This window comes from Leucobacter sp. cx-42, assembly GCF_014529985.1.
Lineage (GTDB): Bacteria > Actinomycetota > Actinomycetes > Actinomycetales > Microbacteriaceae > Leucobacter.
Window position 1 is genome coordinate 173,471 of the sequence record NZ_JACVMU010000004.1, and the last position, 18,677, is coordinate 192,147.

General features: G+C 61.9%; 17 protein-coding genes. 6 read left to right on the plus strand and 11 right to left on the minus strand.

The annotated features are described in order from the left end of the window. Window positions 1-15: 15 nt before the first annotated feature. Genes ICM05_RS05100 through ICM05_RS05120 form a run of 5 tightly spaced genes read right to left on the minus strand, consistent with a single transcriptional unit; the run spans window position 16 to window position 6,670 of the window. Window positions 16-1,350, minus strand: coding sequence for an alkylhydroperoxidase domain protein (locus ICM05_RS05100; protein ID WP_188023504.1), 1,335 nt, complete (start codon window positions 1,348-1,350; stop codon window positions 16-18). Window positions 1,351-1,393: 43 nt separating this feature from the next. Then, window positions 1,394-3,100, minus strand: coding sequence for an ABC transporter ATP-binding protein (locus ICM05_RS05105; protein ID WP_188023505.1), 1,707 nt, complete (start codon window positions 3,098-3,100; stop codon window positions 1,394-1,396). After that, on the minus strand, window positions 3,097-3,996 hold the full coding sequence (locus ICM05_RS05110; RefSeq protein ID WP_188023506.1) for an ABC transporter permease: 900 nt from the start codon (window positions 3,994-3,996) through the stop codon (window positions 3,097-3,099). The genes ICM05_RS05105 and ICM05_RS05110 overlap by 4 nt, the downstream gene beginning before the upstream one ends. Then, on the minus strand, window positions 3,993-5,030 hold the full coding sequence (locus ICM05_RS05115; protein ID WP_215401747.1) for an ABC transporter permease: 1,038 nt from the start codon (window positions 5,028-5,030) through the stop codon (window positions 3,993-3,995). Before ICM05_RS05115 ends, ICM05_RS05110 begins: the two co-directional genes overlap by 4 nt. Window positions 5,031-5,032: 2 nt before the next feature. Continuing rightward, window positions 5,033-6,670 (minus strand): TIGR04028 family ABC transporter substrate-binding protein, encoded by a 1,638-nt coding sequence (locus ICM05_RS05120; protein WP_188023508.1) that lies wholly within the window; start codon window positions 6,668-6,670, stop codon window positions 5,033-5,035. A gap of 193 nt (window positions 6,671-6,863) precedes the next feature. On the opposite strand from ICM05_RS05120, the gene ICM05_RS05125 reads away from it, so the two are divergent. After that, a complete protein-coding gene (locus ICM05_RS05125; RefSeq protein ID WP_188023509.1) occupies window positions 6,864-8,984 on the plus strand; it encodes an FAD/NAD(P)-binding protein in 2,121 nt (706 codons plus the stop codon). 82 nt (window positions 8,985-9,066) lie between these two features. Then, a complete protein-coding gene (locus ICM05_RS05130) occupies window positions 9,067-9,762 on the plus strand; it encodes an SDR family oxidoreductase (protein WP_188023510.1) in 696 nt (231 codons plus the stop codon). 99 nt (window positions 9,763-9,861) lie between these two features. Here ICM05_RS05130 and ICM05_RS05135 read toward each other — a convergent pair whose 3' ends face one another. Continuing rightward, window positions 9,862-9,960 carry a 30S ribosomal protein bS22 gene (locus ICM05_RS05135; protein ID WP_005504750.1) on the minus strand — a complete coding sequence of 33 codons (99 nt, stop codon included), beginning with the start codon at window positions 9,958-9,960 and terminating at the stop codon, window positions 9,862-9,864. A gap of 99 nt (window positions 9,961-10,059) precedes the next feature. Continuing rightward, window positions 10,060-10,518, minus strand: a complete 459-nt coding sequence (locus ICM05_RS05140; protein ID WP_188023511.1) for a helix-turn-helix transcriptional regulator — start codon at window positions 10,516-10,518, stop codon at window positions 10,060-10,062. 160 nt (window positions 10,519-10,678) lie between these two features. Here ICM05_RS05140 and ICM05_RS05145 point away from each other — a divergent pair, with 160 nt between their 5' ends. Together ICM05_RS05145 and ICM05_RS05150 are read left to right on the plus strand one after the other, a co-directional pair. Then, on the plus strand, window positions 10,679-12,052 hold the full coding sequence (locus ICM05_RS05145) for a potassium transporter TrkG (protein WP_188023537.1): 1,374 nt from the start codon (window positions 10,679-10,681) through the stop codon (window positions 12,050-12,052). Then, complete coding sequence (locus ICM05_RS05150) at window positions 12,045-12,710, plus strand: TrkA family potassium uptake protein (protein WP_188023512.1); 666 nt, start codon at window positions 12,045-12,047, stop codon at window positions 12,708-12,710. Before ICM05_RS05145 ends, ICM05_RS05150 begins: the two co-directional genes overlap by 8 nt. A 106-nt stretch (window positions 12,711-12,816) precedes the next feature. Here ICM05_RS05150 and proC read toward each other — a convergent pair whose 3' ends face one another. The 4 genes from proC to ICM05_RS05170 all read right to left on the minus strand — a co-directional run bounded on the left by proC (window position 12,817) and on the right by ICM05_RS05170 (window position 15,745). Beyond that, window positions 12,817-13,668 (minus strand): pyrroline-5-carboxylate reductase, encoded by an 852-nt coding sequence (proC, locus tag ICM05_RS05155; protein ID WP_251364518.1) that lies wholly within the window; start codon window positions 13,666-13,668, stop codon window positions 12,817-12,819. A gap of 9 nt (window positions 13,669-13,677) precedes the next feature. Next, window positions 13,678-14,214 carry a Fic family protein gene (locus ICM05_RS05160; RefSeq protein WP_188023513.1) on the minus strand — a complete coding sequence of 179 codons (537 nt, stop codon included), beginning with the start codon at window positions 14,212-14,214 and terminating at the stop codon, window positions 13,678-13,680. Between the two features lie 49 nt (window positions 14,215-14,263). Continuing rightward, entirely contained in the window at window positions 14,264-14,452 is a 189-nt protein-coding gene (locus ICM05_RS05165) for an antitoxin VbhA family protein (protein WP_215401745.1), read from the minus strand. Between the two features lie 102 nt (window positions 14,453-14,554). Continuing rightward, on the minus strand, window positions 14,555-15,745 hold the full coding sequence (locus ICM05_RS05170; RefSeq protein WP_188023515.1) for a winged helix-turn-helix domain-containing protein: 1,191 nt from the start codon (window positions 15,743-15,745) through the stop codon (window positions 14,555-14,557). 795 nt (window positions 15,746-16,540) lie between these two features. Here ICM05_RS05170 and ICM05_RS05175 point away from each other — a divergent pair. Further along, window positions 16,541-17,008: a hypothetical protein gene (locus ICM05_RS05175; protein WP_188023516.1), complete on the plus strand. Its 468-nt coding sequence runs from the start codon at window positions 16,541-16,543 to the stop codon at window positions 17,006-17,008. Between the two features lie 700 nt (window positions 17,009-17,708). Next, complete coding sequence (locus ICM05_RS05180) at window positions 17,709-18,671, plus strand: cation diffusion facilitator family transporter (RefSeq protein WP_188023517.1); 963 nt, start codon at window positions 17,709-17,711, stop codon at window positions 18,669-18,671. Window positions 18,672-18,677: the final 6 nt, after the last annotated feature.

The following is an 18,677-nucleotide window of genomic DNA, read 5'->3' on the forward strand; positions in this document are numbered from 1 at the left end:
AAATGGGTCTCAGCCTCAGCTGACGACTGTCGGTTCACCGAGCGAGAGCATGAGGCGGTTCGCCCAGTTGAAGAATGATCCGGCTTGAATCGCGTCGAGGAGTTCGAGCTCATCGAGGCCAGCACCACGCAGAGCCGCGACCTCATCCGCCCCAAAACGTGGCGGTGTCACGGTCAACGCGACCGTCGCGTCGATGAGCTGATCCCACCGGTTGCCGTAGCGCACGCCAACGCCCTCGTCGAGCAGGCGCTGCACGGCATCGCGGTCAGCACCCTGCTTGGTGGCAAACCTCGAGTGCACGGAGGCACAAAACACGCAGCCATTGAGTCGCGAAGCCACGGCTGCACCGAACTCGCGGTCTGCGCGCGGCAAGCCGGCGTCAACGTTATTGAAGATATCAAGGTCAGTGAGGGTGCGTTCGCGCAGCGCCTCCGGGTCGCGTGCGAGCACACGGAAGTAAGGCATGTGCACGCGCTCGCGCTCGACCAGGCCCTCGAAGTGACGCTCGGTGAACTCAGCAACGGGGAGTGGTTGGAGCCACGGCTTCCAGCCAAGCGAGTCCTGCGTGAAGCGCGGCGGCTCCGTCACGGATGGCGCTGCTGGCAGCTGCTCAGCGGCGGGTGCTGGGGCCAGGGTGGGATCGTCACCGGCAGCACTGAGCTTCGCCTCTGCCACACGCGCGACCTCTGCTGCGAGCCCCCGCAGATCGCTCGCAGCAACCGTTGCTCCGCCGCCTGCCGTACGCACGGCAGCGAGGCCGTGGACGACGCGCAGCTGGAATGACAGGAAAGCAACGATTTGTGAAATGGTGACGACTCCTGTGCTGCTCCAGCCGCCGTCGAGCAGCCGCTGCAGGCGTTCACGAGCCGCATCGCGCGGATGCAGCACGAGGAGGTGCGCATGCTCAAGCGCAGCTGCGAGTCGGTCACCGAGGGCATAGGCTGCCTCGACCGACGACACCTCATACACCGGGCCTTCGGTACTCTCTGGCGCGTTCTCCGCGTGGAAGGCTCCGTACGGGCCGGATCCCGCAGAACGCTCTGCCTCGGCAACGATGAGCGGGAAGAGTCCAACGCCCCCACCGGTCGCTTCGAGGAGCGCGCCATAGAACGCGACGGCCGCTGGATCCGCGTGGAGACGCGCAACGAACAGGCCGATCGCTGCACGTTCTGACAGGGAGACATCGCTCGCATCAACCGGGAGGAACAGCGCCTCGAAGCTGCCCTGAGCGTGTGCCCTCGCGTCAGGCCTGCGGTGGCGTGCTGCGTCAAGCGCATCACCAACTGCGATGCCGGCCAGGGAATCAATCAGGTCGAAGTCGAGCGCGGTGGGGTATGGGGTGTGAGACATATGAGATCCGTTCAAATGAGCAGCGAGATATCGGGAGCCGGGTTCAGATCACCCAGTGACCTGAAGCGAGCGAGGCGCCAGGAATCGCGTCGAGCAGACGCTGCGTGTACGCATGCTGGGCGTTGGAGAATACCGATTCCGTTTCGCCCTGCTCGACCTGTCGACCACGCTGCAGCACCGAAACCGTGTCTGCGATTTGTCGCACCACGGCGAGGTCGTGTGAAATGAAGATGTAGGTGAGCCCGAGCTCTTCCTGCAGCTGCGCGAGCAACCTGAGGATCTGCGCCTGCACTGTCACGTCGAGAGCTGACACCGCCTCGTCTAGCACCACGAGTTCGGGTTCAACGATGAGCGCCCGCGCAATCGCAACACGTTGGCGCTGGCCCCCAGACAGTTCGCGCGGCTTCCGCTGCGCAAATTCTGGCGGGAGCGCCACGAGTTCAAGTGCGTGCGCGACACGTTCGACGTGCTCTGCACGCGGTGCGATGCCAAAGTTCTTGAGCGGTTCTGCGAGGGTCTGACCGATCGACAGACGTGGATCAAGCGAACCGTATGGGTTCTGATAGACCATCTGCGTGGTGCGTCTGAACTCACGCAGCGGCTTGCCTCGCAGCTCTGTTACGTCGACACCAGCGTGCGCGTCAGCGGCGGTGAGCAGTACGCTGCCGGACGCCGGCTTCTCAAAGCCCGCAATGATGCGTCCCGTGGTCGTCTTGCCTGACCCAGACTCACCCACGATCGCGTGTGTCGATCCGCGAGCGACCGAGAACGACACGTCGTCGATCGCCACGAAGGCATCGGACCCGCGCCCAAAGACCTGACGCAGGTCACGCACCTCGACAAGCGCAGTCGCTGTTGTACGGCGGTTCGCGCGCTCGGATACCGCGGCAATAACTTCTTGGCCACTCGCGCCGACCTCGATACGCTCACGCTCACGAATTGCACCAAACGACGGCGCATCACGCATGAGTTGCTTCGTATACTCGGCCGCAGGCTGCGCGAGCACCCGCGCGCTCGGGCCAGTTTCTTGCACTTCGCCATTGCGCATCACCACGACGTCGTCTGCACGGTCGGCCGCCACGGCAAGATCATGCGTGATGAAGAGCACGCCAGTGCCGGTTTCCTCACGCAGCCGATCGATGAGGTCGAGCACCGTACGCTGCACCGTCACGTCAAGCGCAGAGGTCGGCTCGTCAGCAATGATGAGTTCTGGGTCATTGGCGATCGCCGCCGCGATGAGCACCCGCTGCCGCATACCGCCAGAGAGCTCATGGGGATGCTGCTTCGCCCGCTTCACCGGGTTGTCGATGCCCACCTGCTCCAGGAGTGCGTGCACGCGGTCTCGTACCTCGGCCCGACTCGGCTTGCCGTGGATGCGCAGCGACTCACTGATACTCTTGCCGACCGACTGCACCGGGTTGAGCGAGTTGCCTGGGTCTTGCGGGATGAGCCCGATGCACCGACCACGCAGGTCCTGCCATCTGCGTTCGGGCAGCCCGACGAGTTCGGTTTTGCCAAGGCGACGTTCATTGAGCGTGATACTGCCGCGCGTGATCGAGCCGTTCGAGGCAAGCAGGCCGATCACCGATTGGGCGACCGTCGACTTGCCAGATCCCGACTCGCCGACCACTGCGGTGACCTTACCTGGCGTGACGTCAAAGCTCACGCCGCGCACGGCTTCGACCGGCCCGTGGGCGGTGCGATACTGCACCGCAAGATCACGAATACTGAGAAGGGGTGTGACGCTCATCTGTTCTCTCCGACGCTGATCGCCTGGCTCAGGCGGTTCGTCGCGATCACGACGAACACGACGGTAAGGCCCGGCAAGGTGGTGAGCCACCAAGCGGTGGCAATGTAGTTGCGGCCCTCAGCAATGAGCAAGCCCCACTCCGGCGTTGGGGGCGGCGCACCATATCCAAGGAAGCCAAGGGTCGAGATCTGCAGGATCGCCGAGCCAAGCTGGAGCGCAGCGAGCGCAATAACCGGGGTAAGTGAATTCGGCAACACGTGCCGCCAGAGCACAGTTCCGAAGGTGCCACCGGAGCCATACGCCGCTTCAACAAACTCACTTGCGCGCACGCTCATCACCTGCGAGCGAGACAACCGCGCAAACACGGCGACCGAGGTCACACCAACGGCAATCGCTGCATTGTTCGTACCGAAACCGATCAGGATCACGATGCTGAGTGACAACAGCAGCGTCGGAATCGCGAGCAGCACATCAACGACGCGCATAAGCGCTTCGTCAACAAGCCCGCCGACCGCGCCTGCCGTCACTCCGATGAGTGAGCCAAATACGAGGCCAACCAGGACTGCGAGCAACGCTGCCGTGATCGATTCGCCAGCGCCGTGGATCACGCGCGAATACAGGTCGCGTCCCGTCGCATCTGTGCCAAACCAATGCTCTGCACTCGGGGCTTGGAGCGCGGCACCAACCTGCTCGTTCGGACTCACCGACGTAAACAGTCCAGGCATTATCGCCCACGCGAGGGCGATAACCAGGATCACGATCGGTACGATCGCGCCAGGACGGAAGAGCGCGCGCCAGCCGCCCACCGACCGCGAACCGCGAACCGCGCGCTTGGCTTTGGGTGCTTTTCCTGCGTGTGAGAGCTGGGGCTCAGCTTGAACAACGGTCTCGGTCATCGCGCCTCTCCTTCCGCTACTGCCGCATTCGCGGTGTGTTCTGGTGCTGCGGAAGCAGCAGTCGTTGCCGGCCCCGCAGACACGGTACGGTTCTTACTCCCACCGGTGCTGCGAAGACGCAGCCGCGCGTCAAGCACCGGGTGCAGCAGGTCAACCACAAGGTTGATCGTGACGAATACGACGGTCGCGATCACCACGATGGCGAGGAGAACTGGCGTATCGCGCTGCTGCACCGCCTGGGCAGTGAGGGCGCCGATCCCGACTCTGCCGAACACGGCCTCGGTGATGATCGCGCCACCAACGAGCTCACCGAAGAGCAACCCTGCCATGGTAAGCGCAGGCAGCAGGGCGTTGGGAGCGACGTTGCGCCAGAGCAGCCACGACGTGTTCGCGCCACGGGCACGCACCACAGTCACGAACGGCTGCTCGCGGACCTCGTCGATGCTGCGGAGGAACACCTGCGCAAGCGGGGCGGCAATTGGAATCATGATGGTGATCGCCGGCAGGATGATCGCCTGCGCCGGTGTCGCGTTGAGAATGGGGACGAGCCCCAGCTGGAACGAGAACACCTGGATGAGCACGATACCGATCCAGAACACGGGAAGCGAGACGAGGAGCGGCGGCAGGTTGCGGAACAGCCCGCGCAGCCACTTCCCGCTCCCGAAACTCGCTGTGAACGCAATCACCACGGCGAGGAACACCGCGCCAATGAGTCCAATACTCGCGAGCGCGAGCGTCGATGGCAGTGCCTCCGCAATGAGGTCGGAGACCTTGGCTCCGCTGTACACGGAATAGCCGAGATCGCCGTGCAGGAACTGCCAGATCGATTCGAGATACCGCGCAATGAACGGCCGTTCGGTGCCATACGTCGTGCGGATCTCCTCGATTTGCTCCGGCGTCAACCCCAACTCGGGGTTGCCAAAGCGCGCCAACACGGCGTCACCCGGAAGTGCCGCAAGCAACACGTAGGCACCTGTATATGCGAGGGCGAGGACCAGGAATGCCTGGCCGATACGCCGTGCTAGCGCGCCAATACTCACTTGTTCAGCTGCACTTCATAGAAGGAAGGCCGGCCGATCGACTCGGTCTTGAAGCCCTGCACTGTGTCGGAGAGGCCGAAGACCTGTGGCTCCTCAAACAGTGGCAGCACGTACGCCTGATCGATCAGTCGCTGCTGGGCGGCGACAGAAGCGTCCTGGCGCTCCTCGATCGTGGGCACCGAGGCGATCTTCGCGAGCAACTGGTCGAGCTCTTCATCGTAGATCTTGCCGTCCTGGGCCTCGACGTTGAGGATCGAGTTGCGGTTCGTCGAGAAGTACTGTGACTTGAGCACGTCGAAGTCTGCACGGCCGACCATTGAATGGTAGACCTGGATCGTGTCGGCACTCAGCGCTGCCTCGGTCTGCGCAGCCTGGTCACCCGGGAAAATCTTCACCTCGATGCCGAGCGGCGCGAGCTGCTCCTGGATCAGGGTGACGACCTCCTTGGAGCGTGGCTGCGGCAGCGCCTCGTTGAAGGTGAGTGAAAGGCGCTCGCCGTTCTTCTCGCGCACGCCGTCAGTTCCCTTCGCCCAGCCTGCCGCGTCGAGCAGCTGCTCAGCCTTCTTCGGATCGTGCGTCCACGCTGAGGAGTTATCGACGTAGCCGAGTGCGGTCTTCGCGAGAATACCCGTCGCGAGCGGGTAGTTCTTCGTGAACAATGTGTCGATGATTGCCTGCCGATCGATACCGGCAATGATTGCCTGACGCACCTGAATGTCGCCAAGTTGTGCGCTCGTCGGACGGAAGTTCAGGCCGTTGTTCACACCATTAGTGGACGCAGCGATGAGCGTGAGGCCCGGAGCTTCAAACTGCGACTCATCCGACGCCGGAATCTGCCGCGCAATGTCTGCCTGACCCGACACCACGGTGCCGATGCGCACGCTGTTCTCGCCCGCGAGGATAATGTCGATCCCGTCGATGCTTGCGCGACCCTGGTGCGCAAGCGAAGGCGGCGCCCAGTTGTAGTCCTCCCGAGCGGTGAGCTTCAGCTCGCTGCCGATCTTCTCGTCTGAGATCACGAACGGGCCGCTGCCGACAATGTCTTTCGCCTTGCCTGGGCCGAAGTCCTCATTCCTGCCATCGAGGGTGCCATTCGAGAGCAGACCCGAGTTGATGGTCGAGGTCGCCTGCGCAAATCCCGGCGACGGTGCAGAGAAGAAGAACTTCACTGTGTGCTCGTCGACGACCTCGCCGCGATCATAGTTATTGATCGCTTCTGAGACAGACAGCGCTCGCGCATTGTCGCCCTTACCGTACAGATCGAAGTTCTTCACGACGTTCTCTGCATCGAGCGGGGTGCCGTCTGAGTAGGTGACTCCGTCACGCAGTGTGAAGGTGTACTCAGTCGCGTCTGCGTTGACCTCTGGCAACTCGCTCGCGATCCATGGCTCAAGGTCAAGAGTTTCGGGGTTCTGATAGAGCAGGCGATCAGTCACCTGGTTCAGCACGCCGCCGTTGGGGTAAAAGCCACCGGCAGGCGGGTACAGCGTGTTCCAGGTCTGCGGCTCAAGATAGGTGAGCGTGCCGCCCGACCCAGCATCGCCACTCTCCCCGCTGGTGTTTGCGGAGCAACCCGTCATCGCAATAGCGACGGCGGCAACGGCTCCGATCCATGCGAGACGGCGTTTATTCATGGAAGCTCTCCTCAAGATCTGGTGCGGCCGGCGCCGCTGGGGGTCGTGCGCGACACCTCACGCAACAAAAGCTATTGTTATACGTGCCATAACTTTTTAGGAACCCCTCGTGTCACAGAACTTCACACAACCGCACCGTCATATTCAGTCATCAACGTTTCAAGCGACCGCAGCGGGCGCGTATAACGGCTCTATGACTTCCACTTCGCACCGCACCGCCATCGCGCTGATCGGAGCCGGCCCACGCGGCGCCTCCCTCATTGAGCGCATCGGCGCGCACCTCCACGACTCGGGCCTGCCAGAACATGACATCGAACTACACGTCATCGACCCAGCGGAATCGGGAGCCGGCCGCATCTGGCGCACCGACCAGACGCGCGAACTCTGCATGAACACGCTGTCACATGCGGTCACCCTCTTCACCGAGCCAGGCAGCACCGTCACCGGGCCGGTGCGCCAGGGGCCGACCCTCTATGAATGGTCACTCCTCGCGCTCCGAGACGGCCTCGCCGCTGGCACCACGCACGGCGACGGCAGGGACCCGGGAAGCGCGGCAGCTGGCGGAACGATCCTCGACGAATCCACTCTCACCGACCGCATTGCCAAGATTCCAGCAGGCAATGTCGCCGGCTACGCAGACTTCCCGGTACGTGCAGGCCTCGCTGCCGACTACTTCGACGAGCTCCTCGCGACGCTCCCAGATTCGCACCCGAGCCGCGCGCTCTATGGCGAGTACCTCAGCTGGTGCTATCACCGCGCAGTCGCCCTACTCCCCGCCTCGGTGCGGGTGATCCGGCACCGCACCGCAGCCATCGGAATCGAGCGCACAGGATCCCGAGACCTCGTGCAGCTCGCAGACGGCGACACCGTCACGGCCGATGCGACCATTCTCGCGACCGGTTGGATGCCACGATCTCAGACCAGCGAAGAGACTCGCTTCACCGAGCTACTGACTACGCGTCCCGACCTCACCTGGGTGCGGCCAGGAAGCCCCGTCGAACAACCCCTCGACGGCATCGCACCCGGAACGCACGCGATCGTGCGAGGCCTCGGCATGGGATTCTTCGACACCATGGCGCTGCTCACCGCTGGGCGCGGCGGGCGTTTTATCGAAAGCAGCGATGCACCTGGCGGGCTACGTTACGAGGCATCCGGCCGCGAGCCAATCTTGCACGTCACTTCAAACCGTGGCGTGCCGTTTCGCGCAAAGACTCTCTACGGATCGCTGCCACCACGCCCAGCACAGCGCTTCGCACGCAGCATCGACTGGAGCGCCATTCGCCGCCCCATCAACTTCGACCGCACGCTCTGGCCACGCGTCGTCGCAGACGCCTACTTCGACCATGCCGAAGTGCTGCGCACGCTTGCGCCAGGTGCGGTCACGGGCACAAGCGACGACCTGCACGCTGCGATCACTGCAGCTATCGCATCGGCTGAGGCGCAGCGCGAGCAGACTTCCGATCCAGCCACGCACACCGACCTGTTCGCTGTGGCGCGACGAATCTCCGCAGCAGTAGCGGCCTTCGTGCCAGACCCCAACCTCCGCTTCGATCTCGAGGCAGAGATGCTGCCGGTCGCCCGACAACACGAAGACCCTGCAGCGTTCGATACGTGGGTGCGCGAGCGAGTGCTCAAGGACATCCGCGAAGCGGAACTCGGATTCGACAGCGCGGTGAAAGCCGGGCTCTGGTCAGTGAGCGCTGCACGCGGGCTCGTGGACGTCGTCGGATCGCTCGGTGGTTTCGATGCCGAATCCCGCTCGGCCGGATACCGCATGGTCATGGGCGTCGGAGCCATGGCGGGGTCAGGCCCACCCGCGTTCCGCAACCGGCAGCTCGTCGCGCTCGCCGAGCAGGGCATCGTGCGCTTCATCGGTCCACGCGCCCACATCGACATCGATACGCGCGGATTCATCGCAAGCTCAGATGCGGTTTCTGGTTCCGAAGTGATCGCCCCGGCACTCATCGACGCGTGGATGCACTTCCACAGCGTGGCAAATACAGCCGATCCGCTCGCACGCAGCCTCGTTACTACCGGACGCGCTCGTAGCTACATGATCTCAGCGCGCGACGGATCCCCCGTCGAAACCGGCGCGTTCGACCTCGATCCGGCAACCGGGCAACTCATCGGCACCGACGGATCGGCCGATCCACGCGTGCTCGTCGCGGGAATCCCCGTCGACGACGCCGTGCACGGCACGATCATCAGCCCGATGCCTGGCACCGACCCCTCCATGCTGCGCGAAACCACTCGCGTCGCACGGACGGCGCTTGACATCGCGCTAGCCGCCCACGTCGCAACTGCAGCTGCCTGACCAGGTTTCGGTGCCGGCAGCGCGTTCCGCCCAGCACACTATTTCCGCACAGATACACCACAACATTTTGAAGGACACCTCCATGCCAGAACAGCTTCCCGTCGCTCTCGTCACCGGCGCATCAAGCGGTATGGGTCGCGAGATCGCCCGCGACCTCTCACGCACCCACCATGTGATCGCAGTCGGTCGCGATAGGGTGCGGCTCGGGGAGGTTGCTGCAGAGACGGGGGCAACCGCGTGGGACTGCGACATCACCGATTCGCAGCGCCTCGGCGAGCGGATCGCAACACTCTCGCGGCTCGATGTACTCGTGCACGCAGCTGCAATCGCGCACTCGCTCGGCGTCGCGCAGGCGACCGAGAGTGACTGGGAGACACACTTCGCGGTCAACGTGACCGCGCCTGCCACCATTACGCGGCTCACGCTGCCGCTCTTGCGTACCTCGCAAGGCACCATCGTCTTCATCGGGTCTGGCGCCAGCACGAAGCCAGTGCCTGGCAGCGCCGTGTATTCCGCTTCGAAGCATGCGCTACGCGCCGTCGCAGACGTCCTCCGTATCGACGAGGAGCCGAACCGAGTGCGGGTCGCGACCGTTGCACCCGGACAAACGGACACGGCGATGCTGCGCAGCACGATCCCAGCCGAGCAGTACTCCCCCGAGCAGTACATCAAGCCAGAATCCGTCGCAGCCGCGGTGCGCTTCGTGGTCGATGCCCCTGCCGATGTTCAGCTCACGGACATCGCCGTGCGCCCACGCCAGGAAATCAGTCGCCTCTAGCGGTGGTGATCTACCACCACTGCCATCCACCAGAAAAAGAAGAAGGTCCCAAGCTCGAAAGCTCGGGACCTCACATCGATCGCGCCTGAGGCGCGTCGATTACTTCTTGTTGCGACGCTGGTGACGCGTCTTACGAAGCAGCTTGCGGTGCTTCTTCTTCGACATGCGCTTACGACGCTTCTTGATGACTGAACCCATCGGTTACCTCACAAAAATTGAATTATCGTGCGGGACCGACAGCGGCCCACAAAACACTAATCTTATATCGCGCAATGCGCTTGCGCGAATTGGAAACTCTCAGCCACGCAATTTAAACCGCGCAACGAGCTCTTTGACTCGATGTTCGGCCTTGGCTGCAGCGCGGCCAATCCGTTCAGCAGCGGCAGCTGCTTCTTCGGGAAGCACCTCTTCGCCGAGCCCCTCAGGGTCGGAAAGAAGTGAGCCATCTTCGTCGCGGTACTCAACGGTCACTTCAGTCTCGAAACCGGCAGACAAGAAGGGGATGACGAAGTCTTCGATCATCTCCAGGGGCTCCGGCTGCAGCGAGTAGAATCTGTGCTGACCCTCTTCGCGCACGGTTACGAGTTCTGCGTCACGCAGTACTTTCAGGTGCTTGGAAACTGTCGGCTGGCTAATTTCAAGCTGACCCACGATTTCCGACACGCTGATTTCGCTATCCCGGAGGTGCCGCTCAAGCAGCACCTGCAGGATGTCCCGCCGTGTCGCGTCAGCGATGACTCCAAAAATATCAGGCATAAACCCTAGGGTATCCCGCTTGATGTGTACCATGACAACATCGTTTGCAATATAGAGTGTCGATTTTCCAGGCAGCTCCATGAAAGAAGGAACGTTGGGCGCACGTACCGTGCGGCTGAAGCAGACTAAGCCTCAGTCCGGCCAGGGGTGGATTCGCGCGATGGCGCACACCTCCCCCGCGCGATTCGCGATCCTCGTGTTCGCGGCGCTGACCCTTACCTGGACTGCGATTCTCGCGCTTCCGATCTCGAGCGCGAGCCGTACAATCACTCCGCTCGCCGACGCCCTCTTCACTGCTGTGTCGGCGATTTGTGTGACTGGCCTGTCTACCGTCGACATGGCGACTCACTGGTCACTCTTCGGCGAGATCATGATTCTGATTGGCATTCAGATTGGCGGCGTGGGCGTGCTCACGATCGCGAGTCTCCTCGGCCTCACCGTCACCCGCCGGCTCGGACTGCGGCAGCGCCTGCTCGCTGCGAGCGACACGAACCCACTCCGCACGGGCCGCGGCGCGTCTGAGAGCCAGGCGATCAGCCTCGGCGACATTGGTGGCCTGCTCCGCGCTGTTGCGGTGAGCCTGCTGCTCATCGAGGCTGCCCTGACAATTCTCATCACCCCGCGCCTCATCGCTTCTGGCATGGATTTCTGGCACGGTCTCTGGAATGGATTTTACCTCGCGGCTTCGTCGTTCACGAACACTGGCTTTGTCCCGCTCGCTGATGGCCTCGATCCGTTCCTCAACGACTACTACCTGCTGAGCGTGTTGGCGATCGGCGTGTTCCTCGGCAGCATCGGCTTCCCCGTGATCTTCGCGCTGTACCACTTCATCACCGACCGCGGCTGGCGTTCGCACAAGCGCCTCGGGCTGCACGCAAAGCTCACGCTGACCGCGACCCTGATGTTCATCATCCTCGGCTGGATCCTGATCGGCGGCCTCGAGGCAGCAAACCCTCGCACGCTCGGTTCTGACGGCTTCGGGCATTCCGCCTTCACGACGTTCTACATGTCGGTCATGACCCGCTCTGGCGGTCTCGGCATCATCGATCCCATGGAGATGGAGGGCTCAACCAGGCTCGTCATCGACATGCTGATGTTCGTGGGTGGCGGATCCGCCTCAACAGCCGGCGGCATCAAGGTCACCACCCTGGCCGTGCTCTTCATCGCGGCCTACGCCGAAGCCCGCGGATACAACGACATGCAGGCCTTCGGCCGTCGCATCCCGAACGAGGTACTTCGCGTCTCGGTCTCGGTCTTGATTTGGGGCGCGACGATCGTACTCATTTCGACGATCTCGCTCATGCACATCACGAAGATGCCGCAAGACCAGGTCATGTTCGAGGTGATTTCGGCGTTCGGCACCTGTGGTCTCAGCACGGGCCTGTCTGAAACCTTGCCTGATTCAGGCAAATACATCCTGTCTGCCACCATGTGGGCAGGTCGAGTTGGTACTGTCACTCTTGCCGCGGCAGTTGCTGCGACGAGCAGTCCGCGGTTCTTCCGCTACCCCGAAGAGAGGCCGATCGTTGGTTGATATTCGCAATGACGCCCCCGTTCTAGTGATCGGGCTCGGCCGTTTTGGCGCCGCTACCGCGGGCCAGCTCGACCGTCAGGACCGCGAGGTACTCGTGGTCGACACTGATCCGACGCTCGTGCAGAAGTGGTCGGATCGCGTGACGCACGCCGTGCAGGCCGATGCGCGTTCGATGGAGGCGCTGCGCCAGCTCGGCGCGGATGAGTTCCAGATCGCCGTCGTCGCTACCGGCGCTTCGATCGAGTCGAGCGTGCTGATCGCGGCAAATCTCGTCGACCTCGGGATCCCCCAGATCTGGGCGAAGGCGATCTCGGCTTCGCACGGCAAGATTCTTGAGCGCATTGGCGTGAACCACGTCATCTACCCCGAGCGTGAGGCGGGCGAGCGCGTCGCGCACCTGCTCAGCGGCAAGATGCTTGACTTCATCCAGATCGATGACAACTACGTCATCGCGAAGATGTACCCGCCGCGTTCGATCCGCGGAATGTCCCTCGAAGCCAGCGGTGTTCGCACCCGCTACCGCGTGACCGTTGTCGGCGTAAAGACGCCGGGCCAGCCGTTCACGCACGCGACGCAGGAGACCGTTGTCTCCCCTCGCGATCTCATCATCGTGTCGGGTTCGGCGAGCGACGTCGAACGCTTCGCCGCCATCGCCTAGCGCCTCGCTTGTAGCGCCTCGCGCGCACAGTCACTCGCGCGCCACTTGTCACTCACAGGGGCGCGGATCGCGGTCGGTCACTCTCGTGACCGACCGCCTTGCTGTGTTAGCCCTGTTCGAGTTCGACCGAGCGTGCCGCGTTTGCGGCGAGCGCACGGTCGAAGACGTCGTCCCAGCCTGCGCCCTGGAAGACCTCAATTGCGCGTTCGGTCGTGCCCTTGGGGCTCGTGACGCGGCGGCGCAGCTCGGCTGCGTCTTCGCCGCTGTGCTTGAGCAGTGCTGCCGCCCCGATCACGGTCTCGTATGCCATGGTGCGTGCTTCTTCGTCGCCGAAGCCGCGGCGGCGTGCGGCTGCCTCGAGCATTTCGGTGAAGTAGAACAGGTATGCCGGGCCCGAGCCCGAGACGGCTGCGACGTCGTTGATCTTCGACTCGTCGACAATGACGACCGTGCCGACGGTCTCGAAGAGGCGAGCCACAGCCGCGACCTCTACCTCGGTCGCGCGGCTGCCAGCTGCAACGCCTGCAACGCCGAGGCCGATGGTCGACGGGGTGTTCGGCATCACGCGCACGACCGAAACGGTGTCGGGAAGCTGAGCCTCGATGCGCGCTGCGGTCACGCCAGCGGCGACGCTCACGACGATCGTGCCGGGCTTCACTGCGTCTGCAATCTCGCCTGCGAGCTCAACGATGAGCCACGGCTTCACGCCGAGCACGACGATGTCGGCATCAGCGACTGCGAGGCGGTTCGCCTCTGCGTTGTCTTCGAGCGCGACTGCGTGCACGCGCGGGTTGGTCAGTGCTGCGGCGCTTGCGGCGCTGCGGGTCGTGACCTCGATGGGGCTCGCGACGCCTGACTCGGGGTTCTGCAGACCCGCGAGGATCGCACCACCCATGGAGCCCGAGCCGAGCATTGCGACGCGGACTGCTGACGTTGAAACTTCGGTGGCTGCACTCATGCCATCAGTTTAGGAGTTCCAGACAGGAGAAACGCACTTCTCCAAAGCCTGCAACAAGAGCCCCATGTCACCGTCTTCCCTAGCGACGCGACTTGCTTCATTGAGTTCTTCACCATGGATAGGTCGCCAATCAAGAACCCAGCCAGCTTCAAGCGCAACTCGAGACCAAAAGAATCGCTGAGTCCGGCCGTTGCCCTCTCGGAACGGGTGAATGAAATTCACCGCGTCGTAGTGGAACGCAAGCCTTACAATGAAATCGCTTCGGGAAAGATTACGCAGATAGTTCTCTTCGCGCAGAGCCGCAAAAGCATGTTGCGCGTTAAGTTCGATCCACGCGCAGGGCGCAAAGAATTTGCCTTCCCCACGCTTCATATCGATGGTCCGGATTTCACCGGCCCAGGCAAAAAGATCTTGAAACAGATGCCGATGCAGCTGCTTGAGTTCTTCGAGATCACGCGTATGAGGAACGAGATTGTTCTCGTGAATCTGCAGAGCTCTCACGAAGTGAAGATCTGCCTCAGCTACCGCCAGGGCTTCAGAAGTCACCGCAGCTATGAGGTTATGCAGCACCCCAGTTCGCGGGTCTACATATGGGTCAACGGCCGACAAGCCCGAATCGCTCACGCGTGAGTTCAACGAGTTCGTCAGCAGTGATCACACCTGCGACGTAATCATTGCTGTCAGCGATGCAGGCTTCGCTTACGGTGAGCCCTTCAAGAAGTGCGCTGTGGCTAGCTTCGCTTGCCCACTCAGCACGGCGTGCTTTCACAGAGTCAGGAGACAAAGTGCCCACCTCCGGTCTTTCACGAATCATTAGTTGCTCAATTGTACCTTCGACGTTCCCTTGCTTCAATGAATAGGCCAGAGTGAACAACAACGTTCAGTATTACTCGAAGGCCGGCAGCCTGAGGTTTCCGACGCCTGTCGCAACGATCCGCTCGAGTCCCTGCCAGGCGGCAGCGCGTTGCAAGAGCTCGGCCGCGACCTCGGCAGTGTGCCCGGGCGCCCCTGGCTCGCGCCAGGCTGCCTGGACGAGGAGGGTGTTGGCTGCGCGATCCGCCTTCAGATCGATGCGTCCCGCGAGCTGCCCCGAGACCATGAGTGGGAGGCAGTAATAGCCGTACTTCCGCTTTTCTTTCGGGGTGTAAATCTCAATGCGGTAGTGGAAGTCGAACATGCGCTCGGCCCGCGGCCGGAACCACACCACCGGGTCAAACGGCGTCAGGAGCGCGTGCGGCGCGAGGCGGGCGGGCACCCGAGCATCACGGTGCAACCAGGCGGCGAGCGGATCGCCAGACTTGTCATTCCACCCCTCGACGCGCACTGGCAGCAGTTCCCCTGTTTCCGCCAGATCGCGCACGGCCGCCGCGGTTTCCTTGGGGCGCAGGCGGTAGTAGTCACCGAGATCAGCAAGCGTGCCGACGCCAAGGGCGCGGCCAGCCTGACTGATCAGCGCGCGCTGAGCCTCCTCACGGGAGCGGTCTTCGAGCGCGTGGGCGGGCAGCACGTGCTCGGCGAGCGCGTAACGTCGCTGGAACCCCTCACGGTTCGCCGCCACGACCTCGCCGGAGGCGAAGAGGATCTCGACTGCCTGCTTGGTGTCGCTCCAGTCCCACCATGGCCCGCGCTTCTCGCGTGGACCTGACTCGAGTTCGCGCACGAGCTGCGGCCCCTCGGCCGCAAGTTGGTCGCGCACGAGCGCGATGGTGCGCGCAAGCGGTTCTGCTCGCTCGGCATGCTTCGCCTCGAAGTCGCGCATGCGCCATTGAAAGAGTGGTCGGTCACCTACCGGGATGAGTGCGGCCTCGTGCGCCCAGTACTCGGTGTACTCGCCGCTGCGCCACAGGTGGTCGTCGAAGGCTGCGCGGTCGTACCCACCGTGCCGCGAAAACACCGGCATGTAGTGGCTGCGCGAGAACACGTTGACCGAGTCAATCTGCAGCACGCCCAGGCTGCCGAGTGCATCATCGAACGGGCGCCGCTTCTTGAGTTTTGGCGCACCGCTGAAGCCCTGTGCGGCGAGCGCGATGCGTCGGGCTTGTGCTGCGCTCAGAGTTTCAATGGGAGAAGTGGTCATGCCCCAACTCTAGGACTGACCACTGACATTCCTGCGCCAGGACCTTAGCCTCTCTACGTACGCTCTGTTCTGTATCCACCCGCGAGTCGCGCCGTAGACGCTTGTCAGTTGGGCAGCACGCGTCTCTTCAAATAGCACTTTCGGGAGGGACAGAGGACAAGGGAAATGGACTACCTCAATACCAAAGGGTTGCGAGGCCGGGAATCACTGGTTCCGTTATCTGCGGCACACACAGGCTTGGATCGAGCGGCCGCTCGTAAGTTGCGTGACGTGGTAATAATCATTGCCGACCAGGGCACACAGCCACAGAGGTAAGGAAAACTAGCGCTCCTTAGATATGAGGTAAAGCAGTTCAGTCGTGGGAAAAAGGCTTAGATTTGGGATCCGTCAAGTGTAGGTGTGCACACGAGGTTGCTCGCTCTCTCGCCGGAGCACACTCTCTTCCAGGAAGTCCGCCGAATACGAAAGCTTCTCGTCGGGAAAGGATTCACCAGGCAAACGCGGCAAAGAATCCTGAAGGCCCCAATGGCTAATCACACGCGAAAATTCCTGCAGATGTGCAGGTGTTTTTATTCACGTAGTATTCAATAAAACTTGGACCGCTTAGCCGGAACCCAGACGATAGATACGGCGCACTCCCGAGCGCCGAAGAACGATTACGTAATGGTGCACCCAGCCCGAATAGGACCTGCGGACGCCCTAAGCTCAACAGTTACTTCATGGCAAAGAATAGGTGCGCTATTCAGGACGCGAAAGTGTGGACAGTCGATGGCAAGTAAGTGCGAATTAGATCTAATGACGACCGCAGAAATTCAGAGATACAACTCCTTCAAACCAGACGCATTGCCACATTACGCGGTTTGGGGTGTCTTCTCGCTACTGGCATGCGTCCCTCTGATGCTCATATTCGAGGATATCAGCGCAGGGTGGATCAACTTTCTACGCGATATCACTGGCCTTGTTTTGGCCGTGGCTTTGATCGTCTTAGGTACAGCCACCTTGGGCAGAGGATCGCTCACGATCCATCGAAGGATAGTAGCGCCTAAACAACAGACGTATCTGGAGAGCCTCAGTCTTAAACGTCGGGCGTTGGAGAAACCAGAAATCCCGAGCGAACAAGGGTGGACTGGCCGGAAACAGCAGCAGAGGGAATGGTATAAGGAAAGAGGGGGCCTCACATACAGGGACCGTGAAAGAGCTGAAGAGTACGGATTAGACGCAGAGACGTACATAAGTAACGTCCTCGAGGACGACAAGGGATAGGCCATAGCCCGAAGATCTCTTACGCTAATTCGTTGACCATTTTGAACGTGCAGTATATTTCCACGATTACACAGCAGACACGTGGGTTTTTCCGCATGGATGTAGCGCAGAACGATTGAAACAGTAATGGTTTTCTTTGTGGCTCCTAGCGGCCAACGATTGACGTCATGACAGTTACAGGGTGAGCCGTCCTGCGTACTCAGTAGCTCCACATCGACGCGAATCCGCAAGATGTTTGAAATTTGGCCGGCATAGACATCGACCACGAGGGTGCCGTACTAGGGTCGATCAGGAGTTTTCCTGCTGGGTTCTTACAGCCAATAGCGCGCATGACGCGATAATCCACGATGCGGCCGTTAGGCTCTTCCAACCCCACCACGGCTGCAAATGGGAATGAGCCTCCCACGGCACTGTTCACTCTTTTCGTTAGCGGGCGAGCCACCATTCCGTGGGTTTTTGAAGCATGGAGCACTAGCGAAAGTGACTTACCGGCTCTCAGTCTCAACCCACACGGTGGCGGCATGAACGCCTTCATCATTCTCACTGCGGCTGTCTACGTGGCGGCGAGGTATCGTCGCGCAATCCGCGATCGCAGGTCTTTATCCGCCTAGTCCACTTCAAGCCGCGCCATACTCCCGCTCCGGCATCCCTCGCGCGTAGACTAAGCGGCACACGTGTCACAGGCACAAGGAGGAATCTGGTGAGTGCATCTGGTGGTAACAAGGCGATCATTGCGGCCTTCCTAGCCAACTTCGGCATTGCGGTAACGAAGATTGTCGCATGGCTGTTCTCCGGTTCCTCGGCCATGCTCGCGGAGGGCGTGCACTCGCTCGCTGACGCTGGCAACCAGATACTGCTGCTGATCGGCGGCAAGCGCGCTGCGAAGCCTGCCGACGACGAGCACCCATTCGGCTACGGCCGTGTGCGTTACGTCTACGCCTTCGTGGTCGCCATCATCCTGTTCTCGATCGGTGGCGTTTTCTCGATCGTTGAGGGCGTCTCGAAGATCCGCGAGCCGCACGCACTCGAGATGTGGTGGCTGCCGCTCGTTGTCTTGGTGATCGCGATCATTCTTGAGTCCTTCTCGATGCGCACCGCGGTGCGCGAGAGCCGCCCGCTCAAGGGTAAGCAGAGCTGGGTCAGCTTCATTCGCAAGTCGAAGGCACCCGAGCTTCCCGTGGTCCTCCTCGAGGACTTCGCGGCCCTCATCGGCCTCATCATCGCACTCCTCGGCGTTGGCCTGACCGTCATCACTGGCAATGGCATCTACGACGGCATCTCCACGATCTTCATTGGTGTGCTGCTCGTTGCGGTCGCGGTCGTGCTCGGCGTTGAAATCAAGGGTCTCCTCGTCGGCGAGGGAGCCAGCGCAGAAGACGTCAAGAAGATCGAAGAGGCAATGCTCGCGTCGAAGGACGTCGAGCGCATCATTCACATGAAGACCCTCTACGTCGACCCCGACCGTTTCCTCGTGGCAGCAAAAATCAGCGTTGCCCCCGACATCACGGCGCGCGAGATCTCGGTCATTGTGAACCTCGCAGAGCGGCGGATCCGCGAAGCGGTACCCGCTGCCGCCTCGATCTACATCGAGCCTGACGTGTGGATCGACCCCAACGCGACTGCACCCACGACGAGCTCGATCGTGATGCTTTCGAGCGACTAACCGTCG